This window comes from Proteus vulgaris (genome assembly GCF_033708015.1).
Taxonomy (GTDB): Bacteria; Pseudomonadota; Gammaproteobacteria; order Enterobacterales; family Enterobacteriaceae; genus Proteus.
In genome coordinates this window covers 1819292-1845297 of sequence record NZ_CP137920.1, presented here as the reverse complement: position 1 = coordinate 1845297, position 26006 = coordinate 1819292, and the positions used below count along the sequence as shown (strand labels likewise).

Annotated in this window: 26 protein-coding genes and 1 pseudogene; 14 read left to right on the top strand and 13 right to left on the bottom strand. The window is 34.7% G+C overall.

Annotated elements, in window-relative coordinates; genetic code table 11:
* The first annotated feature begins 4 nt into the window (after positions 1 to 4).
* The 3 genes from trpB (at position 5) to SB028_RS08850 (ending at position 2590) form a co-directional block, all read left to right on the top strand.
* Positions 5 to 1195 carry a tryptophan synthase subunit beta gene (trpB, locus tag SB028_RS08860; RefSeq protein ID WP_069369250.1) on the top strand — a complete coding sequence of 397 codons (1191 nt, stop codon included), beginning with the start codon at positions 5 to 7 and terminating at the stop codon, positions 1193 to 1195.
* Entirely contained in the window at positions 1195 to 2001 is an 807-nt protein-coding gene (gene trpA / locus SB028_RS08855) for a tryptophan synthase subunit alpha (RefSeq protein ID WP_069369251.1), read from the top strand. Before trpB ends, trpA begins: the two co-directional genes overlap by 1 nt.
* A gap of 274 nt (positions 2002 to 2275) precedes the next feature.
* Complete coding sequence (locus SB028_RS08850; RefSeq protein ID WP_069369252.1) at positions 2276 to 2590, top strand: BON domain-containing protein; 315 nt, start codon at positions 2276 to 2278, stop codon at positions 2588 to 2590.
* Between the two features lie 673 nt (positions 2591 to 3263).
* Here SB028_RS08850 and ompW read toward each other — a convergent pair.
* Positions 3264 to 3923 carry an outer membrane protein OmpW gene (gene ompW / locus SB028_RS08845; RefSeq protein ID WP_069369253.1) on the bottom strand — a complete coding sequence of 220 codons (660 nt, stop codon included), beginning with the start codon at positions 3921 to 3923 and terminating at the stop codon, positions 3264 to 3266.
* A 432-nt stretch (positions 3924 to 4355) separates the two neighbouring features.
* On the opposite strand from ompW, the gene SB028_RS08840 reads away from it, so the two are divergent.
* On the top strand, positions 4356 to 5129 hold the full coding sequence (locus SB028_RS08840; RefSeq protein ID WP_069369254.1) for a YciC family protein: 774 nt from the start codon (positions 4356 to 4358) through the stop codon (positions 5127 to 5129).
* A 109-nt stretch (positions 5130 to 5238) separates the two neighbouring features.
* On the opposite strand, the gene SB028_RS08835 is transcribed toward SB028_RS08840, so the two are convergent.
* Positions 5239 to 7044, bottom strand: coding sequence for a SulP family inorganic anion transporter (locus tag SB028_RS08835; RefSeq protein ID WP_069369255.1), 1806 nt, complete (start codon positions 7042 to 7044; stop codon positions 5239 to 5241).
* A 309-nt stretch (positions 7045 to 7353) separates the two neighbouring features.
* On the opposite strand from SB028_RS08835, the pseudogene SB028_RS08830 reads away from it, so the two are divergent.
* Both SB028_RS08830 and yciA read left to right on the top strand, forming a co-directional pair.
* Positions 7354 to 7902 (top strand): annotated as a pseudogene (locus SB028_RS08830) (septation protein A); the annotation flags it as partial.
* Between the two features lie 205 nt (positions 7903 to 8107).
* Positions 8108 to 8539 (top strand): acyl-CoA thioester hydrolase YciA, encoded by a 432-nt coding sequence (gene yciA, locus SB028_RS08825; RefSeq protein ID WP_069369257.1) that lies wholly within the window; start codon positions 8108 to 8110, stop codon positions 8537 to 8539.
* Positions 8540 to 8686: 147 nt separating this feature from the next.
* On the opposite strand, the gene tonB is transcribed toward yciA, so the two are convergent.
* Positions 8687 to 9406 (bottom strand): TonB system transport protein TonB, encoded by a 720-nt coding sequence (gene tonB / locus SB028_RS08820; protein ID WP_069369258.1) that lies wholly within the window; start codon positions 9404 to 9406, stop codon positions 8687 to 8689.
* A gap of 112 nt (positions 9407 to 9518) precedes the next feature.
* Complete coding sequence (locus SB028_RS08815; protein ID WP_036913581.1) at positions 9519 to 9701, bottom strand: YciY family protein; 183 nt, start codon at positions 9699 to 9701, stop codon at positions 9519 to 9521.
* 305 nt (positions 9702 to 10006) lie between these two features.
* On the opposite strand from SB028_RS08815, the gene cls reads away from it, so the two are divergent.
* Together cls and SB028_RS08805 are read left to right on the top strand one after the other, a co-directional pair.
* Positions 10007 to 11467, top strand: a complete 1461-nt coding sequence (cls, locus tag SB028_RS08810) for a cardiolipin synthase (RefSeq protein WP_069369259.1) — start codon at positions 10007 to 10009, stop codon at positions 11465 to 11467.
* Positions 11468 to 11576: 109 nt separating this feature from the next.
* Positions 11577 to 11906 carry an HI1450 family dsDNA-mimic protein gene (locus SB028_RS08805; protein ID WP_409565727.1) on the top strand — a complete coding sequence of 110 codons (330 nt, stop codon included), beginning with the start codon at positions 11577 to 11579 and terminating at the stop codon, positions 11904 to 11906.
* A 391-nt stretch (positions 11907 to 12297) separates the two neighbouring features.
* Here the strand turns inward: SB028_RS08805 and SB028_RS08800 are convergent, their stop codons facing one another.
* The 3 genes from SB028_RS08800 to SB028_RS08790 form a co-directional block, all read right to left on the bottom strand.
* A complete protein-coding gene (locus tag SB028_RS08800; protein WP_069369261.1) occupies positions 12298 to 12579 on the bottom strand; it encodes a hypothetical protein in 282 nt (93 codons plus the stop codon).
* 172 nt (positions 12580 to 12751) lie between these two features.
* Positions 12752 to 13207 (bottom strand): GNAT family N-acetyltransferase, encoded by a 456-nt coding sequence (locus tag SB028_RS08795; protein WP_069369262.1) that lies wholly within the window; start codon positions 13205 to 13207, stop codon positions 12752 to 12754.
* Between the two features lie 198 nt (positions 13208 to 13405).
* Positions 13406 to 13942 (bottom strand): Ail/Lom family outer membrane beta-barrel protein, encoded by a 537-nt coding sequence (locus tag SB028_RS08790; protein ID WP_069369263.1) that lies wholly within the window; start codon positions 13940 to 13942, stop codon positions 13406 to 13408.
* A 394-nt stretch (positions 13943 to 14336) separates the two neighbouring features.
* Between SB028_RS08790 and SB028_RS08785 the strand changes: the two genes are divergently transcribed.
* Positions 14337 to 14726 (top strand): VOC family protein, encoded by a 390-nt coding sequence (locus tag SB028_RS08785; RefSeq protein WP_069369264.1) that lies wholly within the window; start codon positions 14337 to 14339, stop codon positions 14724 to 14726.
* Positions 14727 to 14781: 55 nt separating this feature from the next.
* Here the strand turns inward: SB028_RS08785 and SB028_RS08780 are convergent, their stop codons facing one another.
* The 3 genes from SB028_RS08780 to SB028_RS08770 all read right to left on the bottom strand — a co-directional run bounded on the left by SB028_RS08780 (position 14782) and on the right by SB028_RS08770 (position 16083).
* Positions 14782 to 15381 (bottom strand): pentapeptide repeat-containing protein, encoded by a 600-nt coding sequence (locus SB028_RS08780; protein WP_069369265.1) that lies wholly within the window; start codon positions 15379 to 15381, stop codon positions 14782 to 14784.
* Positions 15382 to 15442: 61 nt separating this feature from the next.
* Positions 15443 to 15760, bottom strand: a complete 318-nt coding sequence (locus tag SB028_RS08775) for a hypothetical protein (RefSeq protein ID WP_069369266.1) — start codon at positions 15758 to 15760, stop codon at positions 15443 to 15445.
* Between the two features lie 26 nt (positions 15761 to 15786).
* Positions 15787 to 16083, bottom strand: coding sequence for a putative quinol monooxygenase (locus SB028_RS08770; protein ID WP_069369267.1), 297 nt, complete (start codon positions 16081 to 16083; stop codon positions 15787 to 15789).
* A 435-nt stretch (positions 16084 to 16518) separates the two neighbouring features.
* On the opposite strand from SB028_RS08770, the gene leuE reads away from it, so the two are divergent.
* Together leuE and ttcA are read left to right on the top strand one after the other, a co-directional pair.
* The gene (gene leuE / locus SB028_RS08765; protein ID WP_069369394.1) at positions 16519 to 17109 is read left to right on the top strand and encodes a leucine efflux protein LeuE; all 591 of its coding nucleotides are present in this window, start codon (positions 16519 to 16521) and stop codon (positions 17107 to 17109) included.
* Positions 17110 to 17609: 500 nt separating this feature from the next.
* Positions 17610 to 18533 carry a tRNA 2-thiocytidine(32) synthetase TtcA gene (gene ttcA / locus SB028_RS08760; protein ID WP_069369268.1) on the top strand — a complete coding sequence of 308 codons (924 nt, stop codon included), beginning with the start codon at positions 17610 to 17612 and terminating at the stop codon, positions 18531 to 18533.
* Between the two features lie 307 nt (positions 18534 to 18840).
* Here the strand turns inward: ttcA and zntB are convergent, their stop codons facing one another.
* Positions 18841 to 19824: a zinc transporter ZntB gene (gene zntB, locus SB028_RS08755; protein WP_069369269.1), complete on the bottom strand. Its 984-nt coding sequence runs from the start codon at positions 19822 to 19824 to the stop codon at positions 18841 to 18843.
* A 372-nt stretch (positions 19825 to 20196) separates the two neighbouring features.
* Between zntB and SB028_RS08750 the strand changes: the two genes are divergently transcribed.
* Together SB028_RS08750 and SB028_RS08745 are read left to right on the top strand one after the other, a co-directional pair.
* Entirely contained in the window at positions 20197 to 20538 is a 342-nt protein-coding gene (locus tag SB028_RS08750; RefSeq protein ID WP_069369270.1) for a DUF4377 domain-containing protein, read from the top strand.
* A gap of 280 nt (positions 20539 to 20818) precedes the next feature.
* Positions 20819 to 21379 carry a porin family protein gene (locus SB028_RS08745; RefSeq protein ID WP_069369271.1) on the top strand — a complete coding sequence of 187 codons (561 nt, stop codon included), beginning with the start codon at positions 20819 to 20821 and terminating at the stop codon, positions 21377 to 21379.
* Between the two features lie 636 nt (positions 21380 to 22015).
* Here SB028_RS08745 and SB028_RS08740 read toward each other — a convergent pair.
* On the bottom strand, positions 22016 to 23635 hold the full coding sequence (locus tag SB028_RS08740) for a peptide ABC transporter substrate-binding protein (protein ID WP_069369272.1): 1620 nt from the start codon (positions 23633 to 23635) through the stop codon (positions 22016 to 22018).
* A gap of 223 nt (positions 23636 to 23858) precedes the next feature.
* Between SB028_RS08740 and tpx the strand changes: the two genes are divergently transcribed.
* Complete coding sequence (tpx, locus tag SB028_RS08735; protein ID WP_069369273.1) at positions 23859 to 24362, top strand: thiol peroxidase; 504 nt, start codon at positions 23859 to 23861, stop codon at positions 24360 to 24362.
* Positions 24363 to 24430: 68 nt separating this feature from the next.
* On the opposite strand, the gene tyrR is transcribed toward tpx, so the two are convergent.
* Entirely contained in the window at positions 24431 to 25996 is a 1566-nt protein-coding gene (gene tyrR, locus SB028_RS08730; protein WP_069369274.1) for a transcriptional regulator TyrR, read from the bottom strand.
* Positions 25997 to 26006: the final 10 nt, after the last annotated feature.

Genomic DNA, 26006 nt, shown 5'->3' with positions numbered 1-26006 from the left:
CACAATGAGAAAACTTAACCCCTACTTTGGCGAATTTGGTGGCCAATATGTACCTGAAATCTTAATTCCTGCATTGGATCAACTCGAACAAGCTTTTATTGATGCGCAAAACGATCCCTCTTTTCAGCAAGAATTCCAAGATTTATTAAAAAATTATGCTGGCAGACCAACGGCATTAACCCTTTGCCGTAATTTGACAGAAGGCACGCGAACACGTTTATATCTAAAACGTGAAGATTTGCTGCATGGTGGCGCCCATAAAACTAACCAAGTATTAGGTCAAGCCTTATTAGCAAAACGCATGGGGAAAACCGAAATAATTGCAGAAACAGGTGCGGGTCAACATGGTGTTGCAACAGCGTTAGCCTGTGCACTGCTTAATATGAAATGTCGTATCTATATGGGTGCTAAAGACGTTGAACGTCAATCACCTAACGTATTTCGTATGCGCTTAATGGGTGCCGAAGTTATTCCTGTTCACAGTGGTTCATCGACCTTAAAAGATGCGTGTAATGAGGCATTACGTGACTGGTCTGGTTGTTACGATCGCGCGCATTACTTATTAGGAACGGCGGCAGGTCCTCATCCTTATCCAACCATTGTCCGTGAGTTTCAACGTATGATTGGAGATGAAGCCAAAGCCCAAATTCTAGAGCGTGAAGGTCGTCTACCTGATGCGGTTATCGCTTGTATTGGCGGTGGTTCCAACGCTATCGGTTTGTTTGCGTCCTTTATTCCAGAAACGTCGGTGCAGCTAATTGGCGTTGAACCTGCCGGTAAAGGAATTGAAACGGGTGAACATGGTGCACCACTGAAACATGGGAAATTAGGGATCTATTTTGGTATGAAATCCCCAATTATGCAGACTGATGAAGGACAAATTGAAGAGTCATATTCAATTTCAGCGGGTCTTGATTTCCCGTCAGTTGGACCACAGCACGCACATTTAAATAGCATTGGTCGTGCTGATTATGTTTCTGTTACTGATGACGAAGCCATTGAAGCATTCAAAGCACTTTCTCGCCGAGAAGGAATTATTCCTGCCTTAGAATCTTCTCATGCATTGGCTTATGCATTGAAATTAATTGCACAAAATCCTGACAAAGAGCAGCTATTAATTGTGAATTTATCAGGCCGTGGTGATAAAGATATTTTTACTGTAAACGATATTTTAGCAGCAAGAGGAGAAATCTAATGAGCCGTTATCAAGTATGCTTTGAAGCATTAGCACAAAAACAGCAAGGCGCATTTGTTCCTTTTGTCACATTAGGTGATCCTTCCCCTGAATTGTCATTACAAATTATTGATGCGTTAATTGAAGGTGGCGCAGATGCATTAGAGATTGGTATTCCCTTTTCTGATCCTCTTGCTGATGGCCCTACTATCCAAGGTGCTAATTTACGGGCATTGAATGTAGGTGTAACCCCCTCGGATTGCTTTGTACTTTTAGCTAATGTACGCAAAAAACATCCTAATATTCCTATTGGTCTATTAGTTTATGCCAACCTTGTTTTTAGTAATGGTATTGATAATTTTTACAGCAAATGCGAGCAAGCCGGTGTGGATTCTGTCTTAATTGGTGATGTTCCCTTACGTGAATCAAAAGTGTTTCGTGAAGCAGCAGAACGCGCAAATATCAGTCCTATTTTTATTTGTCCTCCTAACGCTGATGATGAACTGTTACAAGAATTAGCGATATCGGGTAAAGCTTATACCTATTTACTATCAAGAGCGGGTGTAACCGGTACAGATAAACGTGCAGAGCAATCACTCACACATCTTACTGACAAACTAAAAACCTATCATGCACCTCCTGCATTACAAGGATTTGGAATTTCAGAACCTAAACAAGTGAAAGAGGCGATTGCAAATGGCGCGGCTGGCGCAATTTCAGGCTCGGCAGTTGTTCAGATTATTGAGAAAAACTTGCATCAGCCCGATGTCATGCTGAAAACACTGACTCAATTTGTTAAAGAAATGAAAGCGGCAACGCTTGCCTAATCACCTTTTGGATCCGCTTTAGAAGAATAGTTTGCTATTTTTCTAAGCGGATTACTCTTAAATCCACACTGACTAGCTCAGGCTTTTTATTGCTTATTTTGCTGCCTAACCCGCATAAAATGGTGCAATATTCCCTCTTGTCTTATTTTAAGAGACTTGAACCGTTCTAATAAAAATTTGGCAAAATTTTATTTTTTGCACATACTTTATAAAGCGCTTTATATTTTCTTTTCAGAAATACTCAATCAATAATGTGATTAAAAGGAGTTTGATGATGAAACTATGGGCAAAAATCTCCGCTGTTATGGCAGCGTTACTGATGGCGTTCACCTTGTCTGCATGTTCACCCACGCCCACATCAGAAGGTACTGGGGGTTATTTTGATGACTCCGTGATCACCACCAAAGTTAAGACAGCATTAATAGGTGAAAAAAATCTTAACTCAACACAAATTAGCGTCGAGACATTTAAAGGCAAAGTGCAATTAAGTGGTTTCGTCTCTTCTCAAGCAGACGCCAACCGTGCCATTGAAACAACCCGTAAAGTGACTGGCGTAAAAGGTGTTATCAACTCAATGGTGATCCGCTGATCCCCTATTTATTCTAGTCTTCCTTTAGCCTTACTTGTTAGACCACCCTTGCGGTGGTCTTTTTTTCGTCATCACTGCGTTCTTAATCTTGCTTTTATCATAATGCAGATCAATTTTTATAAAAAACGTCAATAGATTAAAAAAAGGGTATTTTTAATTCGCCTTAAAAATCGTTCATAAAAAGAACAATTAAGAAAAATAACTAATCATTTGATGGTTAAAACATAATCTGTCTATTTTTATGAATATGTTTTATCTTCATTCCCTGTTATTTCTTTTTTATTTCTTTCTATCTCTTGATGTACAAAACACGTGTACTAGAATCAAATAAAAGATGCATTTTAAATGCATCTATATAACACTCTCTTTTATTGATTAAAAAATTATTCGTTTCTAATAAAAACAATACACTTTCTTATCTTATTAAGAAGGTAACCATAAAAGATACATATTAAATACATTATTAGTGGTGTTTTAATATTGAATGTTTTATTTAAAATACATCTTTCCTATTTATCTCTATTTTTAATTACTCATAAACGATGTATTCAACAATAAATTAGAGACTTTATATCATATAAGGATGAAAGGTGTAGTTTGAATTTAAAAGATAAAAAAAGCGAAGACAATCTTCGCTTTTTCATTATGAGATATTCTTTTAAAGAAAGAAAAATTAGAAACGGTAGCCCACACCAAACATAAATACAAATGGGTCTAGACGGGTTTTAACATCAAAATCTTTATCAGCAACAGTACTATTAAATCTTGCTTTTGTTTCGATGTTCATCCACCAAACAGACGCATTCAGCATCCAGTTTTTATCGAGGTTATAATCTAAACCAGCTTGCGCTGCAAAGCCCCATGAATCTTTAAGATCAAGGCCATTTAGACCTAAACCACCTGCTCCAGTACCTACAGCAGGATTATTATTAAATTTCTCATCAAAGAACGTGGTAAAGTTCAAACCAGCACCTAAATAAGGACGCAGTTTATCTTCGCTATTACCAAAATAATATTGTGCCATTAATGTTGGTGGTAAATGTTTAACTTTTGCAATTTCACCTACACCAGTTAATGATATTTTATGTTCAAAAGGGGTAGCTGCTAATAGCTCAACACCAATATTATCAGTAATCATATACCCAAAGGTTAAACCTAATTGGGTATTATTATTTACAGCAAAGTGGTCGCCACCTAATATTGCATCAGAACCCGCATTAGGACGCACAGTTGCAGTACCTGCACGGAATAAGAAATCACCCGCTTGGTGAGCAAACGAAATAGAAGGCGCAAGTGTTGCGGCCGCTAAAATAAGCGCAGAAAGTTTTTTCATTATTTAACCCATTCCAGTAATAAGTAAAATCTCCGCTAAAAATATAACCATTTATTGATAATTATGATCTAATACCGATCACAACTTTGGAATTATTTTTGCAGAAAGTGTTATTTCTCTTTTTATTATTTATCAATACGATTATTTATAATTGATCCACATCAAATTACTGATTAATACAATTTTTTCTTATAATTAAATTTATCGTTACTGCTAATTTTTGAATAAAAAATATCCTTAAAAGACATATTTAAAAATAAAGTTATCTTTATGTTAAAATAATGTTTGTTTTATTTTAAGCGAGAAGGATATTATGATAATTAACATCAAGAAAAAGACCCAAAAGAGAAGTAAGAGAAAATATCCCTTTTTGTTGTTGTAGAAGGTACAATAGCGCGCATTGACACAGTCTATTTTTATAGGAGCAGTTTCATGCCTACCACGGCACGCACAATCTACCGAGACAGTCTGAATTTTTATAAGAATGAACGACGTAGCATTGTTACCCTTTCCGCTATCCTTGCTGTTATTTTAGCGATCATTCATGTCTTAATTGGCCCTAATCCTCAAGAATACCAATTGATGATTGAATTTGTGGCTAATTTTAAAAATACGCAGCTTTCTTCTGCTTCTCCTGATGAGTTAGAAGCAATGTCAAACAGTGTCGTGGGTATAGCCAAAAAAGTGTTGTCACTGTATGCATTTGAGACATTACAACAAAGCATCTTAGTGTTAACTTTATTGATGTTCGCCATGGCAATCTCTGCTGGTCACAATGTCACTCTTGGGCAAACATTTAACGCATGTTTACCTCGCTTACCAAAAATGTTTTTATTAATTGTTCTGTGCTCTATTTTAATTAGCGCCGGTTTTATGGTGATGATTATTCCTGGCATCATTTTACTCATTGGTTTTGCATTAGCGCCGGTTGTTTTAGTGCGCCAACAAAATCTGGGAAGTGCAATTCGTTTAGGTTGGAAAATTGGATTTAGTGAATCAGGTTCACTTATTCCTGCTTTAGGTATTTGGATCTTATTGCAGTTTGGTATTGGTTTTGTGAGTAATCTTACAATTCAGCTGCCTGATCTTATCCATAACTTCTTATTCTATCTTCTAAAAAATATGGCTTCCGCTTGGATGATTATTTACCTGTTTCGTTTGTTTATGTTGGTTGAAAACAAATATACGACTCAACAAACGCGCTAATTTATTCAAAACCTCGCTACCGACAAAATTGACCGATAAAAAATCCCGTGTATAAGCTAAGAACTTATCACGGGATTTTACTTTTATTCATCACCACATATAAAATTATTTAAGGTATTGATGTATGACTCTCTCTGCTCACTTCTGATATCGATGCTTCGTGTTCCTCTACTTCTTGCTTTAATGCTTCTTTTCTTGCTTCTCTCTGCTTTTCTTTGATCTGCTGTCGGCTTTGATACAGTCGGATCACAAAATAGAGATCAGGGGCGATAATTAAGTCATCTTCATTGAGCGAAATTCTGTTACGTTCAATCCAGCGATTTAACTCGGTTCTACGGCCAGCTAAAACCAATTTCACGCCCTTTATACGCAACTCTCGTATTAATTCATCAATAGCTGCAAATACGCTAACATCGTCATAAGTGAAGCTGACAGCCGCATCTACGGCTAACCATGCAGGGCGTTGAGGTGCACTATCAACAAGTTGAAGTACCCGTTTTTTAAAGTAACCCACATTAAAATAAGTCAATGGTGAATTAAAACGGTACATCATTAAACCATCGATAGGTTCAATACCATTATCTTTATTCATTGAATGAACCATGCCCTGTTCATCAACACCCAATAATTGATCGCTTGGTCGAAAAACAATACGCAAAAATTGTAATAAGCCTAATAAAACCGCAAAACCAATACCATTAATCAACCCTGCTAATAACACTGCTAATAAGGTAAATGATGCCAATGTAAATGCTTGTTTATTACGTTTACGATAAGACCAAATATGACGAATACTTAGTAATGACCATGAAGAAACAATTAACACAATACCTAGCGAAGATAATGGAATATAGGCGAGAAAATCGGTCATAAATAACAGCACGAGCAGAATAACCAGTGCTGCAATAATAGAAACTAATTGCGTTTTACCACCGACAGAATCATTGACTGCGGTACGGCTACTTGCCGCACTCACTGCAAATCCTTGAGAAAGCGCCGCCGCAATATTGGCAATACCTAATGCTTTTAATTCTTGATCTGCATCGACATCATAACCATTTTTGCTGGCAAAACTGCGGGCGGTCATCATAAAACTCACAAAACTAATGACAGCCAAGTTGATAGATGGAACCAATAATTCTCGTAATACACCTGGATGAAATCCGCTCATTGAGACGACAGGCAGAAATAGATCAACATTTCCTGCCTCTTTATTCACAATAGCGATGCCATAGCTTGCTAAATCAAATTGCCAACTAAGATAGGTCATTACAACCATGGCAATTAATGGTGCTGGCCATCGGCTACGAAAATAGCGAATGCCTAATAATAAAGCGAGCGTTATCGCTGACATCAATACCGTAGGGACATGTGCATCCATTAATCGAAATGGAACTTCAATTAATTTTTCAATTAAGTGCTCTGGAGAAGTAACAAAACCAAATACTTTACTAATTTGCCCAACCATAATGGTGATCGCGACACCATTTAATAAACCTTGAAGAATAGGACGCGATAGAAAATCAGTAAATGCCCCCAACCGAAAGTGGCTAGCCAAAATACACCAAAACCCCGTCATTGCCGTCATGATAATTGCAAGTTGCCATCGTGTATTTTCATCACCAGCAGATAATGGAATAACGACCGCAGCAATAACGGCACACGTTGCCGCATCTGGCCCTGTAATTAATTGGCGTGAAGTACCAAATAATGCATAAATAATCATGGGGAAAATACAGGCATACAACCCAACAATCGCATTAATGCCTAATAATTCGGTATAAGCAATGGCAACAGGTAGCGCGACAGCAGCCACTGAAAGCCCTGCTTTTAAGTCATAGCCAAAATATTCACGCTTATAGTTAAATAATAAGCCTAATCCTGGCATCCATTTTATTATTCTTTTTCCGTTCATTGATTTCCTCTTATCAGAAATACTTTTTTATTTATGTATTCATCAAAAAGTGGCGGATGATAATGATGAGTATATGAATCATATACTAGTGCAATATTTAAATCCTCCTTCATAACTCAAGCTTGAGTTTTAATTTTACATAAATGCAATTACGTTGAGTTTTCATTAAGTTATTTCAGATAAAATGCGCATTTTTTGTATAAATTAACACTCTGTCATTAAAGATATGCAATTGTTTACCCATTTTCTGTCGCTTTGCATTAGAATAGCCAAGTTTATGAATTTAATTACCATAGGTTCCTATCTGTTATGAAAAATGGCTGGCTTAAGCAATTACTTGATTTTGCTCCACTATTAGTATTTTTTATCTTCTATAAATGGCAAGATATTTTCTATGCTTCAGGTGCATTAATTATCGCGACGTGGATCTCAGTCGGCTTGACATGGCTTATTTTCCATAAAGTTGAGAAAGCGCCACTCATTACCGCCATCGTCGTCACTATTTTTGGCTCATTAACCATCTTCTTCCATTCTGCTGATTTTATTAAATGGAAAGTGACCGCTATTTATGCCATTTTTGCCATCGTTTTAATTGGAATGCAGTTATTTACGCCAAAAACGTTAATGGAAAGAATGTTAGGTAAAGAGCTTGCAATGCCACCAGCAAACTGGAAGAAACTCAATATTGCATGGGTAATTTTCTTTTTTGCTTGTGCTCTCGGTAATATTTATGTGGCATTTTCTTTAGCGGAAGAGACTTGGGTTAATTTTAAAGTTTTTGGCTTAACTATTTTAACCTTTATCTTTACTATCGCGAGTGTGGTTTATATCTGGAATAACCGTTTACCAGAAGAACAGACTGAAAACGACACGACGGAAAATAGTGAACACGAATTATCAGGTGATATGACAAAACAAGCATCTAAGCCAACATCACACGATGCTCATTCAAAATCTGAATAATCATTTTATTGTATTGGGAGATGTGTACTCATCATGATTTAGCTTGACATAGATAAGTAGATATTTCCTTGGTTTAAACATTGACAGATAATAATTCTCCATGACTGAACAACAATCTTTGCCTAATGGTGAGCTCGTTTTACGCACTCTAGCCATGCCTGCTGATACTAACGCCAATGGTGATATTTTCGGAGGCTGGTTAATGTCTCAAATGGATATCGGTGGTGCAATTTTAGCAAAAGAAATTGCGTTAGGTCGTGTCGTTACTGTAAGCGTAACAGGCATCACCTTTCTTAAACCTGTTGCTGTTGGCGATGTCGTTTGTTGCTATGCGCGTTGCTTAAAAACGGGTAACTCTTCAATTACTGTTAATATTGAAGTCTGGGTTAAAAAAGTCGCCACAGAACCTGTCGGACAACGCTATCGTGCAACAGAAGCGGTGTTTACCTATGTTGCCGTTGATGAGAACAACTCAGCTCGCCGCTTACCTGAAGGTAAAACTCACTTTACGCTAACAAGTACTCTGGAATAAAACACCATTACGACAATTCAATTACGATAAATAGCGTGAAAGTAGTAAAATTTGAAATACTAAAAAAGGCACTTATTAAAGTGCCTTTTGTTTATTTTCTATCCAACAACTGATATTGCTTTCCTTAGCTTTTGAGTTTTATCAAAGTTAGCTTGTTGATATTCCAGTCATTTTGAACTCAATAACAACAACTTTTCCTTTATAAGGGATTTTTTCATAGCGCCATTGACGCATCGCTCTTTTTACTTCGCGTTCAAACACATTTTTAGGATCAGCAGAAAGTATTTCTACATTATCCACTCGCCCATCCGCATCAACATCAAAACGAACTTTAATTGAACCTTCTATCCCCACCGCCTGGGCACGTGGTGGATATATAGGTAAACCTTGGCGTACTGCATTTGGTACTTTACCTTCACCACTGCTTGCCACTGCAACGGGTTTTTCATCGCCTTTATCACTTGGCTTTGCCGTCGGGTTAAGATTTTTGAGATCATTACCTTTATTAACAACTAAAGGTTGTGGTCGCTCAACAGGCGGTTTCGGTTTTTCCACAGGTTTTGGTTTAGGTTTCGGTTTTGGTTCTGGTTTTTTCTCTATTGGTTTTTCAATAACAGGTTTTACATCAGGAATAGGTTCTGGTTCTGGCTCGGGTTCTGGTTCAACAACCGGTTCAGGTTCAGGAGGAGTGACTTCTTCAACCACAGGCTCTGGTTCACCAGCAGGCTCATCCGCTGCAAATGCCAACATCTGTATAGAGATAGGCTCAGGGGTAACAGGCTTATCTTCTACAACATAGAACATCGCAGCTGCAACAAGTGAGGCATGTAAACAAAGCGATATGAATACCCAAAGCTTCCAACGCATAACTGATCTTATTTCACCTAAAGAAAAAATATGCCCCTAGTTTAAATGCAAATAGCAATCATATTCAATAACGTTTAGCAAAATGATTGATATTAACTGTTAAAAAGTGAAATTATGAGTTCCATTCTATGTGTTGTACAAATAAAAGTGCTCTATGTTTTCTAGAAGTATCAAGTTTACGTAGTTTATAAATTCGGAAATTACGACGAGATTGCCCTTCTAACCATCGACGTCGTTTACGTATAGCTTGTCTCATCATTCGCCAACGAGCGACTTCAGTCCTACTATGTCTCATGCTATCAGCACCTATTTTTTCGAATAAGTGGACTATTATAAGACGTTCATTTTGTGATCCAAGGGGGGAATTATGATTTGCTTTAATTTCATTCATTATTTTAGCATTTCTCACAAAGAAAAAATGAATAAAGAATTGAGTATTATTGCTTATTTGATGCTTATCTCTTAAGAAAGAGATTTGACAGAGATAATAATCCTGATTTAATAACAACATTCGGCAAATAACAAAAATAATGAACTATTTTTAGTAAATTGCCTTTAGCTTATCCATGCAATTCATTTTCAACGGAAAATAGCTCTACTATGACAACATTTTATACTGTATTAAGTTGGCTAACCTTTTTCTTCTATTGGCTATTAATTGCGGGGGTCACATTTCGAGTCCTAATGCATCGACGACCTGTCACATCAACGATGACATGGTTATTGATCATCTATATTCTGCCATTAGTCGGTATTATTGCATATTTTGCTTTTGGTGAATTACACCTAGGAAAACGACGTGTCGAACATGCTAAACAGATGTGGCCTTCTGTTGTTGCGTGGCTTGAAGACTTAAGAAAATGTAAGCATATCTTTGCTACAAGTACGAGCGATATTGCAACCCCTCTTTTCCAATTAACCGCTAAGCGCCAAGGTATTAAAGGTGTTAAAGGTAACAAAATTGAACTTTTAACCACCTGCGAAGATTCGCTAAATTCAATTACACGCGATATTAATAACGCTCGTGATAACATTGAAATGGTCTTCTATATTTGGCAATCAGGGGGGTTAGTTGATGAAGTCACCGACGCTTTAATCAGAGCAGCTAAACGTGGTGTAAAATGCCGAGTCATGGTTGATTCCGCAGGGAGTTGGAATTTCTTTCGTACTAATGGCCCAGAGGTCATGAGAGCCGCGGGTATAGAGTTTGTTGAATCACTGCATGTTAATTTATTCCGTTTTTTCTTACGTCGCATGGATTTGCGTCAGCATCGAAAAATCGTATTGATCGATAATTATATTTCCTACACAGGAAGTATGAATATGGTTGATCCTCGTTATTTCAAGCAAGATTCTGGTGTAGGCCAATGGATTGATATTATGGTAAGAATGGAAGGTCCAGTTTCTACTACATTAGGTATGATTTATGCCTTTGACTGGGAAATGGAAACGGGTGAACGCCATTTACCCCCTCCTCCAGATGATAATATTATGCCTTGTGAGCAAGAAAGCGGCCATACAACACAAGTCATTGCCTCAGGTCCAGGGTTTCCTGATGAGCTAATTCAACAATCGCTTATAACAGCCATTTACTCTGCAAGAAAAGAATTGGTACTGACAACACCTTATTTTGTACCTAGCGATGATCTGGCCCATGCAATATCAACTGCTGCAATGCGGGGTGTTAATGTAAGCATTATTGTTCCTCGCAGTAATGACTCTTTTCTTGTACGTTGGGCAAGTTGCTCATTCTTTACAGAAATGCTTGAATCAGGTGTGAAAATATTCCAATTTGAAGATGGTTTATTACACACTAAAAGTGTGATGGTTGATGGGCAACTCAGTATGGTAGGTTCAGTTAACCTTGATATGCGTAGCTTATGGTTAAACTTTGAAATTACCGTTGTCATTGATGATGAAGGTTTTGGAAGTGATTTAAGCATTGTTCAATATGATTATATTGCCCGCTCGACAGAGCTAACCATCGATGAATGGGAAAAACGGCCATTCTTAAATCGTGTACTAGAGCGTATCTGCTATTTCTTTAGCCCTCTGTTATAACAGAAATGTTATAATCCATAGACTACTCAGAACTGGTAACAATTAACCGTTCTAGATTAGTAGAAATGCGATACAAATGACACGATAATTATTGGAACAATAGATAGGCATTACCATGAATGAACCAACCTTAATCAGTGAAGACGACGCTTTAGAACAAGCTTATGATCTATTTCTGGCACAAGCCGCCGATAATTTAGATGTTGCAGACCAATTATTGTTTAACTTGCAATTTGAAGAACGAGGCGCAGCTGAAGTGGTTCCATTAGGTAATGATTGGCAATTTATTGTTGGTCTACCTGTCACATCCGCCCGTTTTAGTGAAGTGATTATTGGTCTTGCTCCGGATGATAATTCCGATATTGATGATATTTTTGGTCGAGTTCTAATTAGTCGCGATCCATTACAGCCTATGTTCCATATTATCTGGAAATCATAATCACGTTTATCATCACCTGCTTATATTTTAGCAGGTGATTTTTTATTTCAGAAAGAAATAAAATGCATGAAAACGACTTTATTATCGACACTATTTTTGCTTTAGCTTTCTTTGGTGCATTTTATTGGTATATCTGCGTAGTTGTTATTATTGTTATGCTCTTTGTTTAAGGTAAGGTAAGCGAAGCTTTGACATAATTTCCTCATAATTCACACTAAAGATAAACCCACAACCAACTGTATATAGAAATAGTAATGATATATTCAATTTATAGCGATGGGGTTATCAATTTTGTAGTGTTTACTTTAGAGGCAATACTCTTTGGTATAAGCAACTTAATTTACTACTTAGGCTTTATCAGCTTATTGTCGCTTATTACGCGTAATATCTATTATTCAAAGCATTTAGATGAATGAGCAATAGTTAAAAACATAGTGCCCTCTCTTGTAAGTGTACTGTCTTGTTTTATTGGTGGTGATTTGACCATTCTGTCTATTTCAGTTGAAGAAAATTTATCACTTGCTTCATTATAAAAACACAAACATTGATCTTTGCTCACATGACTATAGATATTTAATGTATCCATACAATATTCAATAACTTTATTTTCTTGTGATTCAGAACAAGCGGGTAGTAAAGAGAAAGATAAAATAACAATTAAGGTTTTTTTCATAACTATTCCACTATTGTGCTAGATTTATTTAATTATGAAAAAATTATTTCATTAAAGCAGAGTAATTATCACGATATAAATCAAACTTCGGTGGATAATTATTATTTACATAAAGAAAATAGAGAGATTTTTTTACTTTTCGCCCTATTTTGTATCTTTAATATTTCTTTATTTAGTATTTATACTTATTTTTATTTAATTTTAAATGTAACAATGGAAAAGGATTGCCTTGTCCATCTAATTCTGAACGCCCTATTTGCTCAAATCCAATATAAAGATAAAAACCAATTGCTTGAGGATTCTGTTCATTTACATCTAACTCATCAATATGCAGTGTATTTATCGCAAAAGTTGTAAGTAATTTACCACAACCATGCCCTCTAGACTTCGCATCAACAAAAAGCATTTCCAATTTATTTCCTGCTGTACCCAAGATCCCATGAATAATATTATTATTGTCGATCGCAACATAGGTATTAAGCATCGGAAAATACTGCTCTACAATATCTTTCTTAAGCGATAAAATGACGTCTTCAGATAGAAATGTGTGTGTAGCTCTAACCGATGACTCCCAAACTTCAATCATTTCATCATAGTGTGAAGGTTCTGCTTTTATTACTGTTAACATCGTTTCCTCTCCATAAAATGGGGAATTTTAAAACTACTTTATTGACAGTCAAGAAAAACGCATAAAAAACACACAGTTAATGTATATTAAATGCATTTTGATAAGTTAATGTCCCAAATATAGCGATGGCTACTTACATTTATATTAACAAAAAGGCCACATAAAGTGACCTTTTAAAATTATTTTATTCGCTTAAAATTAGAAACGGTAACCCACACCTAATACCCAAGTACCAAATTTTGCATCATCAAATTTTGAATATTCATAAGATGCATCAATTGCTACATTTGGGATTGGGTTAACTTGTAAGCCTAATCCATAAGCCATAGAGGTTTTACTGTATTCATCATTAGAATAGTAAAATTTATCATCTTGGTTAACATGACCAAGACCAATTAACCCATATGCACTGAAGTAATCATTAAAACGATAACTAGGCCCAGTGGTTAGTGAAACATAATCAATTTCAGTGGAACCAATTTTTCCCCAGCGACCATAATAATTATATGTTAATTTTGTGTATGTCAGTGATCCAATAACACCCCAATCATTATCAAATTCATGATTATATTTAAAGTTAATCCCTTTAGGGTTATCATCAAATTTATCATCACTCACTTTAATTGAGCTATACGCATAACCCACTGATAAAGTATTATCTAAAGCTGCGTGTACATTAAAAGAAATTGTAGAAATAGCTAACAGTGAAGCAGAAATAAATAAATTACGGCTCATCTTTATTCTCTATATAAAAACAAAAAATACAAAAATGAAACTAAATTAAAATTTAGGTTCAGACTAAAATTAAGCGGAATGCTTAATAAATATTATTTATAAATAATATTTTATTAATGTTTTTTTATAAAGGAATATTTATGATTAAAAGGATAATTAAAGATCTATCCTAATTAAAAACAAACATGTACTATTTCTCACTATGATTAATAAAATATTAAGACTATTTTTATACTAAATGATTTTATAAATTAAGGTAGAGATATTCTTTATTTAATATTACTTTATAGATAATAATCCGTATTAATCTAAAATATTAATCAGTTGTTGTTGCGTTTATTTTGTTTCATAATGAATAAAATTCAAAATCGTAATAAAATAGAGTTCAATATTTATGCTAAAACTCAACAAAATCCACCATGTCGCGATTATTTGTACTGAATATGACGTAAGTAAACACTTTTATTGTAATATTTTAGGTTTAACACTACTAACAGAAACATACCGAGCCTCCCAACAATCATGGAAGGCGGAGCTAGCTTTTGGCAAAAACTACCAAATTGAGTTATTTAGCTTTCCAACTCCACCAGCTCGCTTAAATTATCCAGAAGCTTGTGGTTTACGCCACCTTGCTTTTAGTGTTGATAATATAGAAGAAAGCATTGAATATTTACAAAAGAATGGCATTACCTGTGAACCAATAAGAATTGATCCTAGTAGCAATAAACAATTTACTTTTTTTAAAGATCCTGACGGATTACCTTTGGAATTATATTGCGCATAATTACACAAGAATGCTACTTAAGTGAACGTAGCATTCTATTTTTTAAGTCTTACGACTAATCAACTAATTGAATATCAAGATACCGTAATAAATCAAGAGCTTCGAATTTTGAAAATTTCGCTTTTGCAATTTTATTTTGGCGGATATCAATATCAAAGGAATGTGAATTTGTAAAATCGACGGCTTCAATATTGGTTTGCATAAACAGACTGTTCGCAAAATCAGAGTTTGTCATTACTGACTTTTTCAGTTCTGCATTTCTAAAATCAACATCGTGTAATCGACAATCATCAAAAATAGATTCGTATAATTTTAAACCAAAAAAATTACATCCACTTAAAATACTGCTTTTAAAGCTTAGTTGTGAATAGAGATCAAATCGAGGCCAATGTGCTTTTGTCCAATCGATACCAACAAGTTTACACCCGATAAATTCTGTATTAGAAAAACGTGTATTGGCTATATATGCCAAACTTAAATTACAACGTTCAAATAAACAATTAATAAATTTACAATGAGATAAATTTACTGATGAGAAATCACATTGATGAAACTCACATTGCTCAAATGTAATATTTTTAAATTCTTCTTCTGTTACATCAAGTTTATTAAATTTTATATCTAAATAATCCTGATTATTTTCTATACTATCCATGACTCACTCCGTTATATTTATATCAACAAATAACGCTATTAAAATGATTGTGATGCTCTTATTATTGACTATTAGCAAGTTGCATTTTTAACCAAAAGCTTTGCTGGCATAAATTAAAAAACTCTTTTCGACAAGGAGAAATCGGTTTGTTATTTGACTCTACAATTTCCCAAGTGATCCAATGTTCAGGACATTGATCGTCATTATCATAGTATTCAGTTTCCATCTCTTCTGTGCATTTCAAGATGACGCCATCAGAAAACAGCCAAGTATGAATTGTTCTGGTTATTTCTGTTAAGTTATCCGAAAAACGCTGTGTACTTAAAGTTTCATAGCTCTCTTCTTGGTTTACAATTTGAGATATATACTTCGCTAACATCACCTTCTCTCTTGTTTTACTTCCTATTATTTTTCATCAAAAGCATCTGCCATAAATAAAAATTTAGGTTCAGCTTTTTTATATGCATTAATTATAGGAACAAGCCGCTGAAAATGTTCACTAGCACAATGCACATCAAGTGCAGCATGATCAGGCCATTGTTCAACAAAGATAAAGTGGCCAGGATCTTTTTCATCAACATATAAATTGTAACTAATACAAAGAGGTTCTTTCTTAGTTGCTTCAACAAGTTCACGATAAAGAGGTAAAACAGTTTCTATCGCTTCTGTTTTAATAAAATCTTCAGCAATCACTTTTAACATCACTTTTCCCTTACCATAACTGGACAGCACGGAATACTGTATAAAAACACAGATGAATATAGTCTAGTTAACTTAAGAGATCTACCCTCTTTACATAAGAAATATGCTTTTTAAAACCAATAAAAATAACGTTAATTTTTCAATCTACCTTTTTTATTTTTCTTTAAACACTCGTTCCTTAATCGTGAACTCATTTTGAAAACAAAGGTAAAACGATGCAGTAACCTATTGAAGTAATAACAAAGTACTGTTTCAAATAGAAAGCAGTAAGCATCAAACATTTATCTTCTGTATAAGTGAAAATATCCGTTTAAATAATGCAGATTCTCTTTATATAATAGCAATTCATTCAGTAATAAAGTGACAGTAGGATTGGGGGTTAACGTGTGGCTTGAACAATTTGGTGTACTCAATATCTGGACATACCTTGCAGGCATGTTTTTTATTATTCTTGTCCCTGGTCCTAATACACTCTATGTACTAAAAACAAGTGCATCTGGAGGGGTTCGCGATGGGTATCGTGCGGCATTTGGTGTGTTCTTAGGTGATGCTATTTTAATTTTTCTCGCCTTTATTGGTGTTGCATCTGTAATAAAAGCCTCTCCTTTACTCTTTACTATTGTCCGTTTTTTAGGTGCTTTTTATCTTCTCTATTTGGGCATAAAAATTATCCATGCCACTTTTTTCTCTAAAAAATCACATTCAGAACAAACAACAACAGTACAAAAACACGTTTTTAGAAAAGCGCTCACTTTAAGTATGACCAACCCTAAAGCCATTTTATTTTATATTTCATTTTTTGTTCAGTTTATTGATTTTAATTATGCACATACCGGATTATCTTATCTCATTCTAGCTTCCATGCTTGAAGCGTTTAGCTTTATCTATCTCTCTTTTCTAATCTTTGGTGGTGTAGTCCTTGCTCGTTTCTTTGGCTCACGTAAAAATATCGCTAAATTAGGTAATGGTGTTATCGGACTTTTCTTTATGGGCTTCGCGACTAAATTAGCAACATTATCATCATAATTTTTAATAACATATATCCATTAATATTATTATATAATCATAGAGGTCAAGACCCTGCTTATACTGGGTTTTGTCCTCAAGATGCGTTCATTTTGTCGCGGACAATACGTTGTCACAATTAACTACTGAACGTAGAAAAAATGCTCTTTTACATAAACGACCAACCATACCTTATTAAGGTCTATGTTTATTAATAATTACCGCGTGATACAAAAAAAGTTTAATAGCCTTATCCCGTTTATATAAGGCTATACGCCTTATTTTTACCGCATTGAAATCGCTTAACCGTAGTTATCTATATCGAAACCACCCTACCATCTGGTATCATTGGCGACTTATCAATTTTCTTGCCATAAATAACTTTGTTTTTCATACAACTTATTATTTGACCCTATCAATATTTTATTGATATATCATGTTGTTAAGGTATCAAAATAACGAAGAACAAAGCCTTGTTTGGCAAATTACAGAATAATCAGCAACGATATAGAACCGTAAAAATGAGCATCCCAAAAGAGCAGTATAATTTCAACAAACTACAAAAACGCTTACGCCGTGATGTTGGGCAAGCTATCGCTGACTTTAATATGATTGAAGATGGCGACAAAATCATGGTCTGCCTTTCTGGTGGTAAAGATAGCTACACGCTACTTTCTATCTTAATGAATCTACAAAAAAGTGCGCCAATTAATTTTTCACTGATTGCCGTCAATTTGGATCAAAAACAACCCGGGTTTCCTGAGCATATTTTACCTGAGTATTTAAATGGGCTTGGCGTAGAATATAAAATTGTTGAAGAGAATACCTATGGGATCGTTAAGGACATTATTCCTGAAGGTAAAACAACTTGCTCTTTATGTTCACGTTTGCGTCGTGGTATTTTATATCGTACAGCGACAGAACTTGGTGCAACTAAAATTGCTTTAGGCCATCATCGTGATGATATTTTAGAAACATTATTTTTAAATATGTTCTATGGTGGCAAGCTTAAAGGTATGCCCCCTAAATTAATGAGTGATGATGGCAAACAAATCGTTATTCGCCCTCTTGCTTATGCGCGTGAAAAAGATATTGAGCGTTTCGCACAAGCTAAACAATTCCCAATTATTCCATGTAATCTTTGTGGTTCACAACCGAACCTTCAGCGTCAAGTTATTAAAGAGATGCTAAGAGATTGGGATAAACGTTATCCTGGTCGTATTGAAACCATGTTTAGGGCGACACAAAATATTGTTCCATCACACTTATGTGATACTCAATTATTTGATTTTGCGAATATCAAACATGGTGATGAAGTCATTAATGGCGGTGATTTAGCTTTTGATAAAGACGATATTCCAGCCGTTCCTGTGATGTTCCAGGAAGAAGATGATGAACGTCCTGACTTTAGCCAAAATAAACTCGATATTGTTGAAGTGAAATAATGCACTATCTCCTAAGCCTTGCATACAGGGCTTAGGATTTTTATGGCTAAATAATAGTCAATAATAAATTTTGGCAAAAAAAAACCGATGTTAATAAACATCGGTATAATAATGGTCAATTATTCTGTATTAAGAACTCAATATGAGAAAAACTACAATTATGGAGCACAACGTTCATCGCTCAACGTTGTATTCACCTGCGAGAGTTATAATGCCAGATGTTCTATTTTAAAAAATTGATATATCTCAAACTGAGTTAGAGAATTCTTTTTTAAATCCATTTAGTTACGATTAATTTGCTGAAAATTTACAACCACCTACTACGCTTTAACCACCAAGTAACAATCACAATCAAAATAAAGAGAGATAAACAAAAAATGGTAAAACCGTAAGGAAACTCATTTCCGGGGATCCCACCTAAATTGACACCAAATAGTCCTGTCAGAAACGTTGTTGGCAAAAATAACATCGCCATTAGCGACATAGTGTAAGTACGTCTATTCATCGCATCAGCCATCATGGAGGTTATTTCATCTGCAATCACCGCCGTACGAGAAATACTACTATCCAAATCTTCCAAGCGTCGAGAAAGTCTTTCTGAGATTTCTAACATCGTAACTCTATCGCTGTCGCTCATCCATGGTAACTTTTCAATAGAGAGTCTTGAGAAGACATCTCGTTGAGGCGCCATATAACGACGTAAAACAATTAACTGTTTTCTTAATAATGCAAGCTCACCTCTTGCCGGTATTTGTTGATCGAGGATCATATCTTCCAACTCAATTAATTGGTCATGTAGCGTCTCAACAAATTCACCTATTTCATCGGTCACTGCGTCAGCCATCGTAATTAGCCAATCACCGCTATTTTCAGGTCCATTACCGAGTTCTAAAGCATGAATAACAGAATCTACAGAATTGACTCGGCGGTGACGACTTGAAATGATTGTTTGGCTGTTAATATAAATTCTAAAAGCAACAAGCTCATCAGGTCGATCATTAGGATTATTATTAATTGTTTGCAGATTAATGATGATACTTTCACCAATACGTTGTGCTTTTGGTCTAACACTCTCTGCAAGTAATATATCTTTAGCAATAGGTGGAAGTAATTCTGCCTCTTGTATCCATTGCGCACTTTGTGGTTTGCGGTAATCTAAGTGCACCCAATATGGATTTTCATTTGTTGCGACAGTCTCTGCCGTGATTTCTGTTACCCCTCCATGCCCATCAAGCTGCGCTGTATAAATAGCATCTGAATCTTGTATAACAGAGTCATTAATTGTTTTCACTTAGCTTCCTCCATAACTTTTGCAGTAAAGATAATACTTGAATTCAATGCTCAACTGTCAAATATGATTAATCTACCTTCATTTTATAACGCTATATTTTGAACTATGATCCTATAATCTTTTCTAGTTAGCTGTATATCAACACTATTTTTTCATTTATCTAAAACCTCTATAATTTTCATTACTTTAGGATTATTACACTAAATTGAATACTGATAATTACGCTAAAATATTAATACTTAAAACAATGGCATGTAACTTATTTTATTTATAGATAAAAAATTACCTGCTGTAATTTATAATAACCATCGGTCTGGTGTATACTAAATATACTTTAATACATTTATTGCACCCTAAAATAAGGTCATCAATATGAAAAAATTTATCGCTATTCCTTTATTTTTGCTTTTAGCTGGATGCAATGATGCTACTTCAACTGAAAGTGCAAATACAACATCATCTACTGGGACAACAAAAACACTTCTTGTAGATCCTCAACTGTATGATTGTGTTGGTGTTGCACCAATGAAATGTATGAAGGTGAAAGAGTTGCCTTCTGGCGAATGGTCTTTGTTCTATCAAAATATTGATGGTTTTGAATATAAAGCAGGCACTGAATACACATTAAAAGTTAATGTTACAGATATTCCTAATCCTCCAGCAGATGCACCAAGTGTGAAATATACACTGATTGAAGTTGTAGATAAGAAATAGAACATCATACTAAAATCTCACTCACAATAGGCATTAAGGCTTATTGTGAGTCTCTTTTCCTATTACACTTAATCCTATTCAAATAACCTCATATTATTATACTGCCATTAACAAATTTCATATTAATTAATAATTAGCTATTTATACTAATTTAATTTTTTATTGAGTTTAAAAATAAGCAATCAAACTTTTTTTAAGAGTAATTTCAATTAATTAATATTGAAACAAACATTAATTTTACTAAGAATAGTGTTCTACACACCAACATAGAAACTCTATAATGAATAAATTAGCGCTTATTTTAATTAGTTTTGCTTTATCTTACTCTTCTACATTGTATGCCAATGAGAAGACACACACTCTCTCTGGTGGTTATATTTATGGTAAAATAAAAGGCGATACTGCTAAAGGAAAAATAATCAGTTATCGGTACGATACAGAGAATGCTTGGGGAATATTAATTTCGCTACTGCATTTAAATACTAATCATAAAGAATATTTTACTGACCCCCGCTTTACCATACCTTCAACAATAAAATACCGAACCAAAACCACAGGTCTATTAATCGGTCCAACTTATAGAATAACACCTGAATTTTCTGTTTATGCTCAAATGGGTCCTAATAAATTAAAATATCAAGAAGATAAGTATCATAATGAAATAAATACAACAGATTCCCACATTGTGAATACAACAAGTGTAATTGGTCAAATTGGCATCGATTATAATCCTATTAAGGATATCTCTTTGAGTTTAGGCTATCTTTACTCTGATACCACGTCAAATAAACGACACATTGAATTAAGTGTTTTGCAATTCTCTCTAGGATACCGTTTTTAAATAATTTTCTAATAATTATTGTTCATCCGTAATTTTACTTAACAATAAAAAATAGGTAATTTTACTAGTGCGCTCCTAAAAAGCATAACAAAAACATTAGGATTTATTATAATCAAGCAGTTATATTTATAAATAAAATAAGACATAATATTTAACATCAAACACATTGCACAATTGGTCAAAACAATACCATAAAAATGTATTAACATATCACCTGCAATGTTTATTCCTTTTGAGTCTCCTTCTGTTTTTATAGCAGAGGGATTTTTTTTGTTATAAATATTTTATTAACAACGGTAACAGTTAGATACAATAAAAAACGTGCAAAGAAAGCATGAAAAATATAATTTATATATAGACAATAAGTCATCCTGCTTTATTTTGCTACGCCCCTTTTTTAAAGGGGTTCTTTTTTATTTATACTCTCTTTTATTTATACTCTCTTTTATTTTTTACATTTTTTGAGCGTTCTTACTAACGATATATATTAAATTATAATTCCAACACTCTTACATTCACGTTCACTTTTTACTACGGGCAATAGAATAAAAAAACACCCCAAAGTAGATGTTAACTTTGAGGTGTAATTGATGTTTAATGATTTTTTTAAATTAAGCTTTTAATTTAGTCTTTATATTAATGTTTCAAAATATAAAGCGTATGGCTATAAGCAACATCTTCTGGGTTTTCAATGGGATAACCTTTTAACCACGGCTTTATCAAGCGTCCATTTGTGTATTGATAAATAGGCGCGATGGGTGCATCTTCAGCAATTATTTGCTCAGCACGGTTATATAGACTATTTCTTTCATTTGGATCAATAGTCATACCAGCTAATGTTAACACTTCATCATATTGCTTATTCTGATATTTAGAGATATTACCTGCATGTTTAGAACCTAATAAACTTAAAAAAGTAGAAGGCTCGTTATAATCACCAACCCATGATGCTCTTATAACATCAAAATCTCCCGAATTTCGGCTATCAATATATGTTTTCCATTCCTGATTACGTAATTCGACTTTTACTCCTAGTTTTTTCTTCCACATAGAAGCAACTGCAATAGCAATTTTCTGATGATTCTCTGAATTATTATATAGCAATGAGAGTGTTAGTGGATTATGAGGACCATATCCAGCGGCAGCTAACAAAATCTTAGCTTGACTATCTAATTCATCTTGATTGTATTCATCATAAATTGTCGGTTCTGGAGTAAAGCCCGCTGTTACATCAGGTGTAAAACGGTTTGCTAACTTCTCCCCTGTTCCTAATACTTTATCAGTGATAATTTTTCTATCGATTGCCATCGCTAATGCTTTGCGCACACGAATATCTTTTGTTGGTCCTGATTGCGTATTAAAAGCATAATAATAAGTCCCTAACTGATCAGGAATATAAACCTCATTAGGAATATCTTTCATTAATTTATGATATAAATTTTTCGGGAACGACTCTGTAATATCAATATCACCCGCTAAATAACGTTTAGTCGCATGTGATTCATGATTAATAGGCACAAAAGTGACTTTAGTTAATACTGTATTTTTATGATCCCAATAATAAGGATTTGGCGTTAATACAATTTTCTCATTAACGACCCTATCTTTTAAAACAAAAGCCCCATTTCCGACTAAATTGCCAGCCTTAACCCATTCAGTGCCATATTTTTCAATACTATGATGCGGTACAGGATATAGCGAAAAGTTAGTTGTTAAATTTGGGAAGTAAGAGACAGGTCGTTCTAAAGTGACTTTTAGTGTCTTTTCATCAATGGCTTCTACACCTAATGATGTGGGTTTTAATTTTCCATCAATAATATTTTGTGCATTTTCAATAGATGCAAGTGATGCATACCATGCAAAAGGCGAAAGATTTTTAGGGTCAACTAACCTTTGCCAGCTATAGACGAAATCTGTTGCTGTTACCTTTTCACCATTAGACCATTTTGCATTATCGCGTAAAGTAAAGATCCATACGCGATTATCTTCAGTACGCCAACTTTGAGCGACTCCCGGTATAGGACGCCCATGCTCATCTTCTATCGTCAACCCTTCAAATAAGTCACGTTGCACTTGAGCTTCTGTTAACCCCACTGCATTAATAGGATCAAGTGATGCAGGCTCATCTTTTAAATGTCGAACCACTTCTTGCTTTTTATCGAGTATCGTTCCTTCGGGGACTACTGCCGCATTTACCTGCGATATGAGTAATCCTTGAACGACAAGTGCACATGAGATGACGAATATTTTGCGCATGTCTGTTTCGTCCTGTAATCTGTATGAGAATAAACAGAACAATTATAAGAGCCTGATAAAAAGGCACAATCACTGATTACAAATATTTTATAAATTTTTATGTTTTCGGTGGTCACTATGCCAATAGTGGCAAATTTTCATAATGGTTAAGCATTAACGAGAATTATCGTTAATAATGAGTATTAATAACAATTAGTCTGACAACTAATAAAGGAGAACAACAATGGCACATCAAGTTACTTTACAAGGAAATGCAGTGGCACTAGCGGGTAATTTCCCCGTCGTAGGTCAAAAAGCTACAGATTTCTCTCTTGTTGGTAAAGATCTTAATGATGTTTCTTTAGCGAATTTTGCAGGTAAACGTAAAGTTCTAAACATTTTCCCAAGTGTAGATACAGGTGTTTGTGCGGCAAGTGTTCGCCAATTTAATAAAATTGCAAATGAATTAAATAACACGGTCGTTTTATGTATTTCAGCTGATTTACCTTTTGCTCAAGCACGTTTTTGTGGCGCAGAAGGCTTAGATAACGTTGTGACATTATCTACAATGCGTGGTGCTGAATTCAAAGAAAACTACGGTGTTGCAATTGCATCAGGCCCATTAGCAGGCTTAACAAGCCGAGCAGTGATTGTTTTAGATGAAAATAACACTGTTCTCTATACCCAGTTAGTTGATGAAATTACAACTGAACCAAATTATGATGATGCATTAAAAGCACTGAAATAATACTAATAAAAAAATAGACGAGTATTATTCTCGTCTATTTTTATTATGTAATAAATCTTACGACTCAATTAATCCTCAGACTTCTCACTCTTTTTGTTTGTAAGATTATATTCTCTTAGTTTATTCGCAATAGCGGTATGAGAAATACCTAAGCGTTTTGCTAATTTACGTGTACTCGGATAATCACGGTATAAACGCGTTAAAATCGAAGCTTCAAAGCGTTTTGTCATTTCATCTAACGAACCTTCTAATAGATTCTCATCAAACAATGTTTCACCTGTATGCTCAGGTAACGTAATATCTTGAACACGCAATGTATTTCCAGTTAATTGAGCCATTGCTTGATAAACAGTATTCCGTAATTGGCGAATATTACCAGGCCAAGAATATTGCATTAAATAATTTGAGAAGTCAGCAGAAATGGACGGAACACCCATATTTTGTTCTTGGCAGTACTGATTAATAAAAAGAGTAGTCAACGGAATGATATCGTCTTTTCTTTCCCTTAATGGCGGTAATATGAGTGTTAATACGTTCAAGCGGTAATAGAGATCTTCTCTAAATAATCCCTTTTGTACTAATTCCCACAAGTTTTTCTGAGTAGCACAAATAATACGCACATCTACATTAACTTCTTCTTCTTCACCTACTCTACGGAACGTGCCATCATTTAAAAAACGTAGAAGTTTGATCTGCATTTGCGGCGACATTTCACCTATTTCATCAAGTAAAACAGTGCCACCATTAGCTTGCTCAAAAAAGCCTTTTTTCCCTTCAAGAGCATTAGGATAAGCACCCGCTGCATAGCCAAATAATTCACTTTCAACAACATCATCAGGCATTGAAGCGCAATTTAAGCCAAGAAAGGGATACCTTAAACGGTTACTTAATAAATGGCAGGCTTTTGCTAATAAATCCTTCCCTGTCCCTGTTTCACCCACTAATAACAATGGATCATTCATTATTGCCATTTTCTTTGCGCGAGTAACAAGTTGCTTCATTTTAGGCGTTACGGCAATAATTTGGTCAAATCCACTTTGATCGTTAGCCACTAATTTAGGGTGATCATAAATAATGTCATGATATTTCAATAAAACAAAAGCCCCAACACAATGGTTATATTGGTTATCGTCTGTCAATTTAATTGGGACTATTTCCATCTCAAAATTCTGTTTTTTCACAGTAATAGGCACCATTTGAATAAAGTGCTCTTTTTGCTCTAAAAAACGATGAATATTAAAATTTGGAATTAATTGGTTAAATGTCTTCTCAGAGTGATCATCTGGAGATAAACCAAAAAGCAGTCTTGTCGCAGGGTTAAGTAACTTAACCTTAGCCTTGGTATCAATAGAAAAAACAGGTACAGGGACAGATTCTAATAATGTCCAAATTGCACGATGTTCTTGCTCTGATGGCATAAATGCAACAGTACGCACATCAATAACACCATTTATTCGACGTATTTCCGCCATGAGCGGTTGAAAAATATCAAAATCAATCTGAGAAAAATTCAGGTAAATAAGACCTATTGGGAATATTTCGATTCCACGTAAATCAATATTTTTTAATACTAGCAGATCTAATAATTCACGGGTTAACCCGATGCGATCTTCACAAGTGACCTCTAAACGCATTATAAACCTT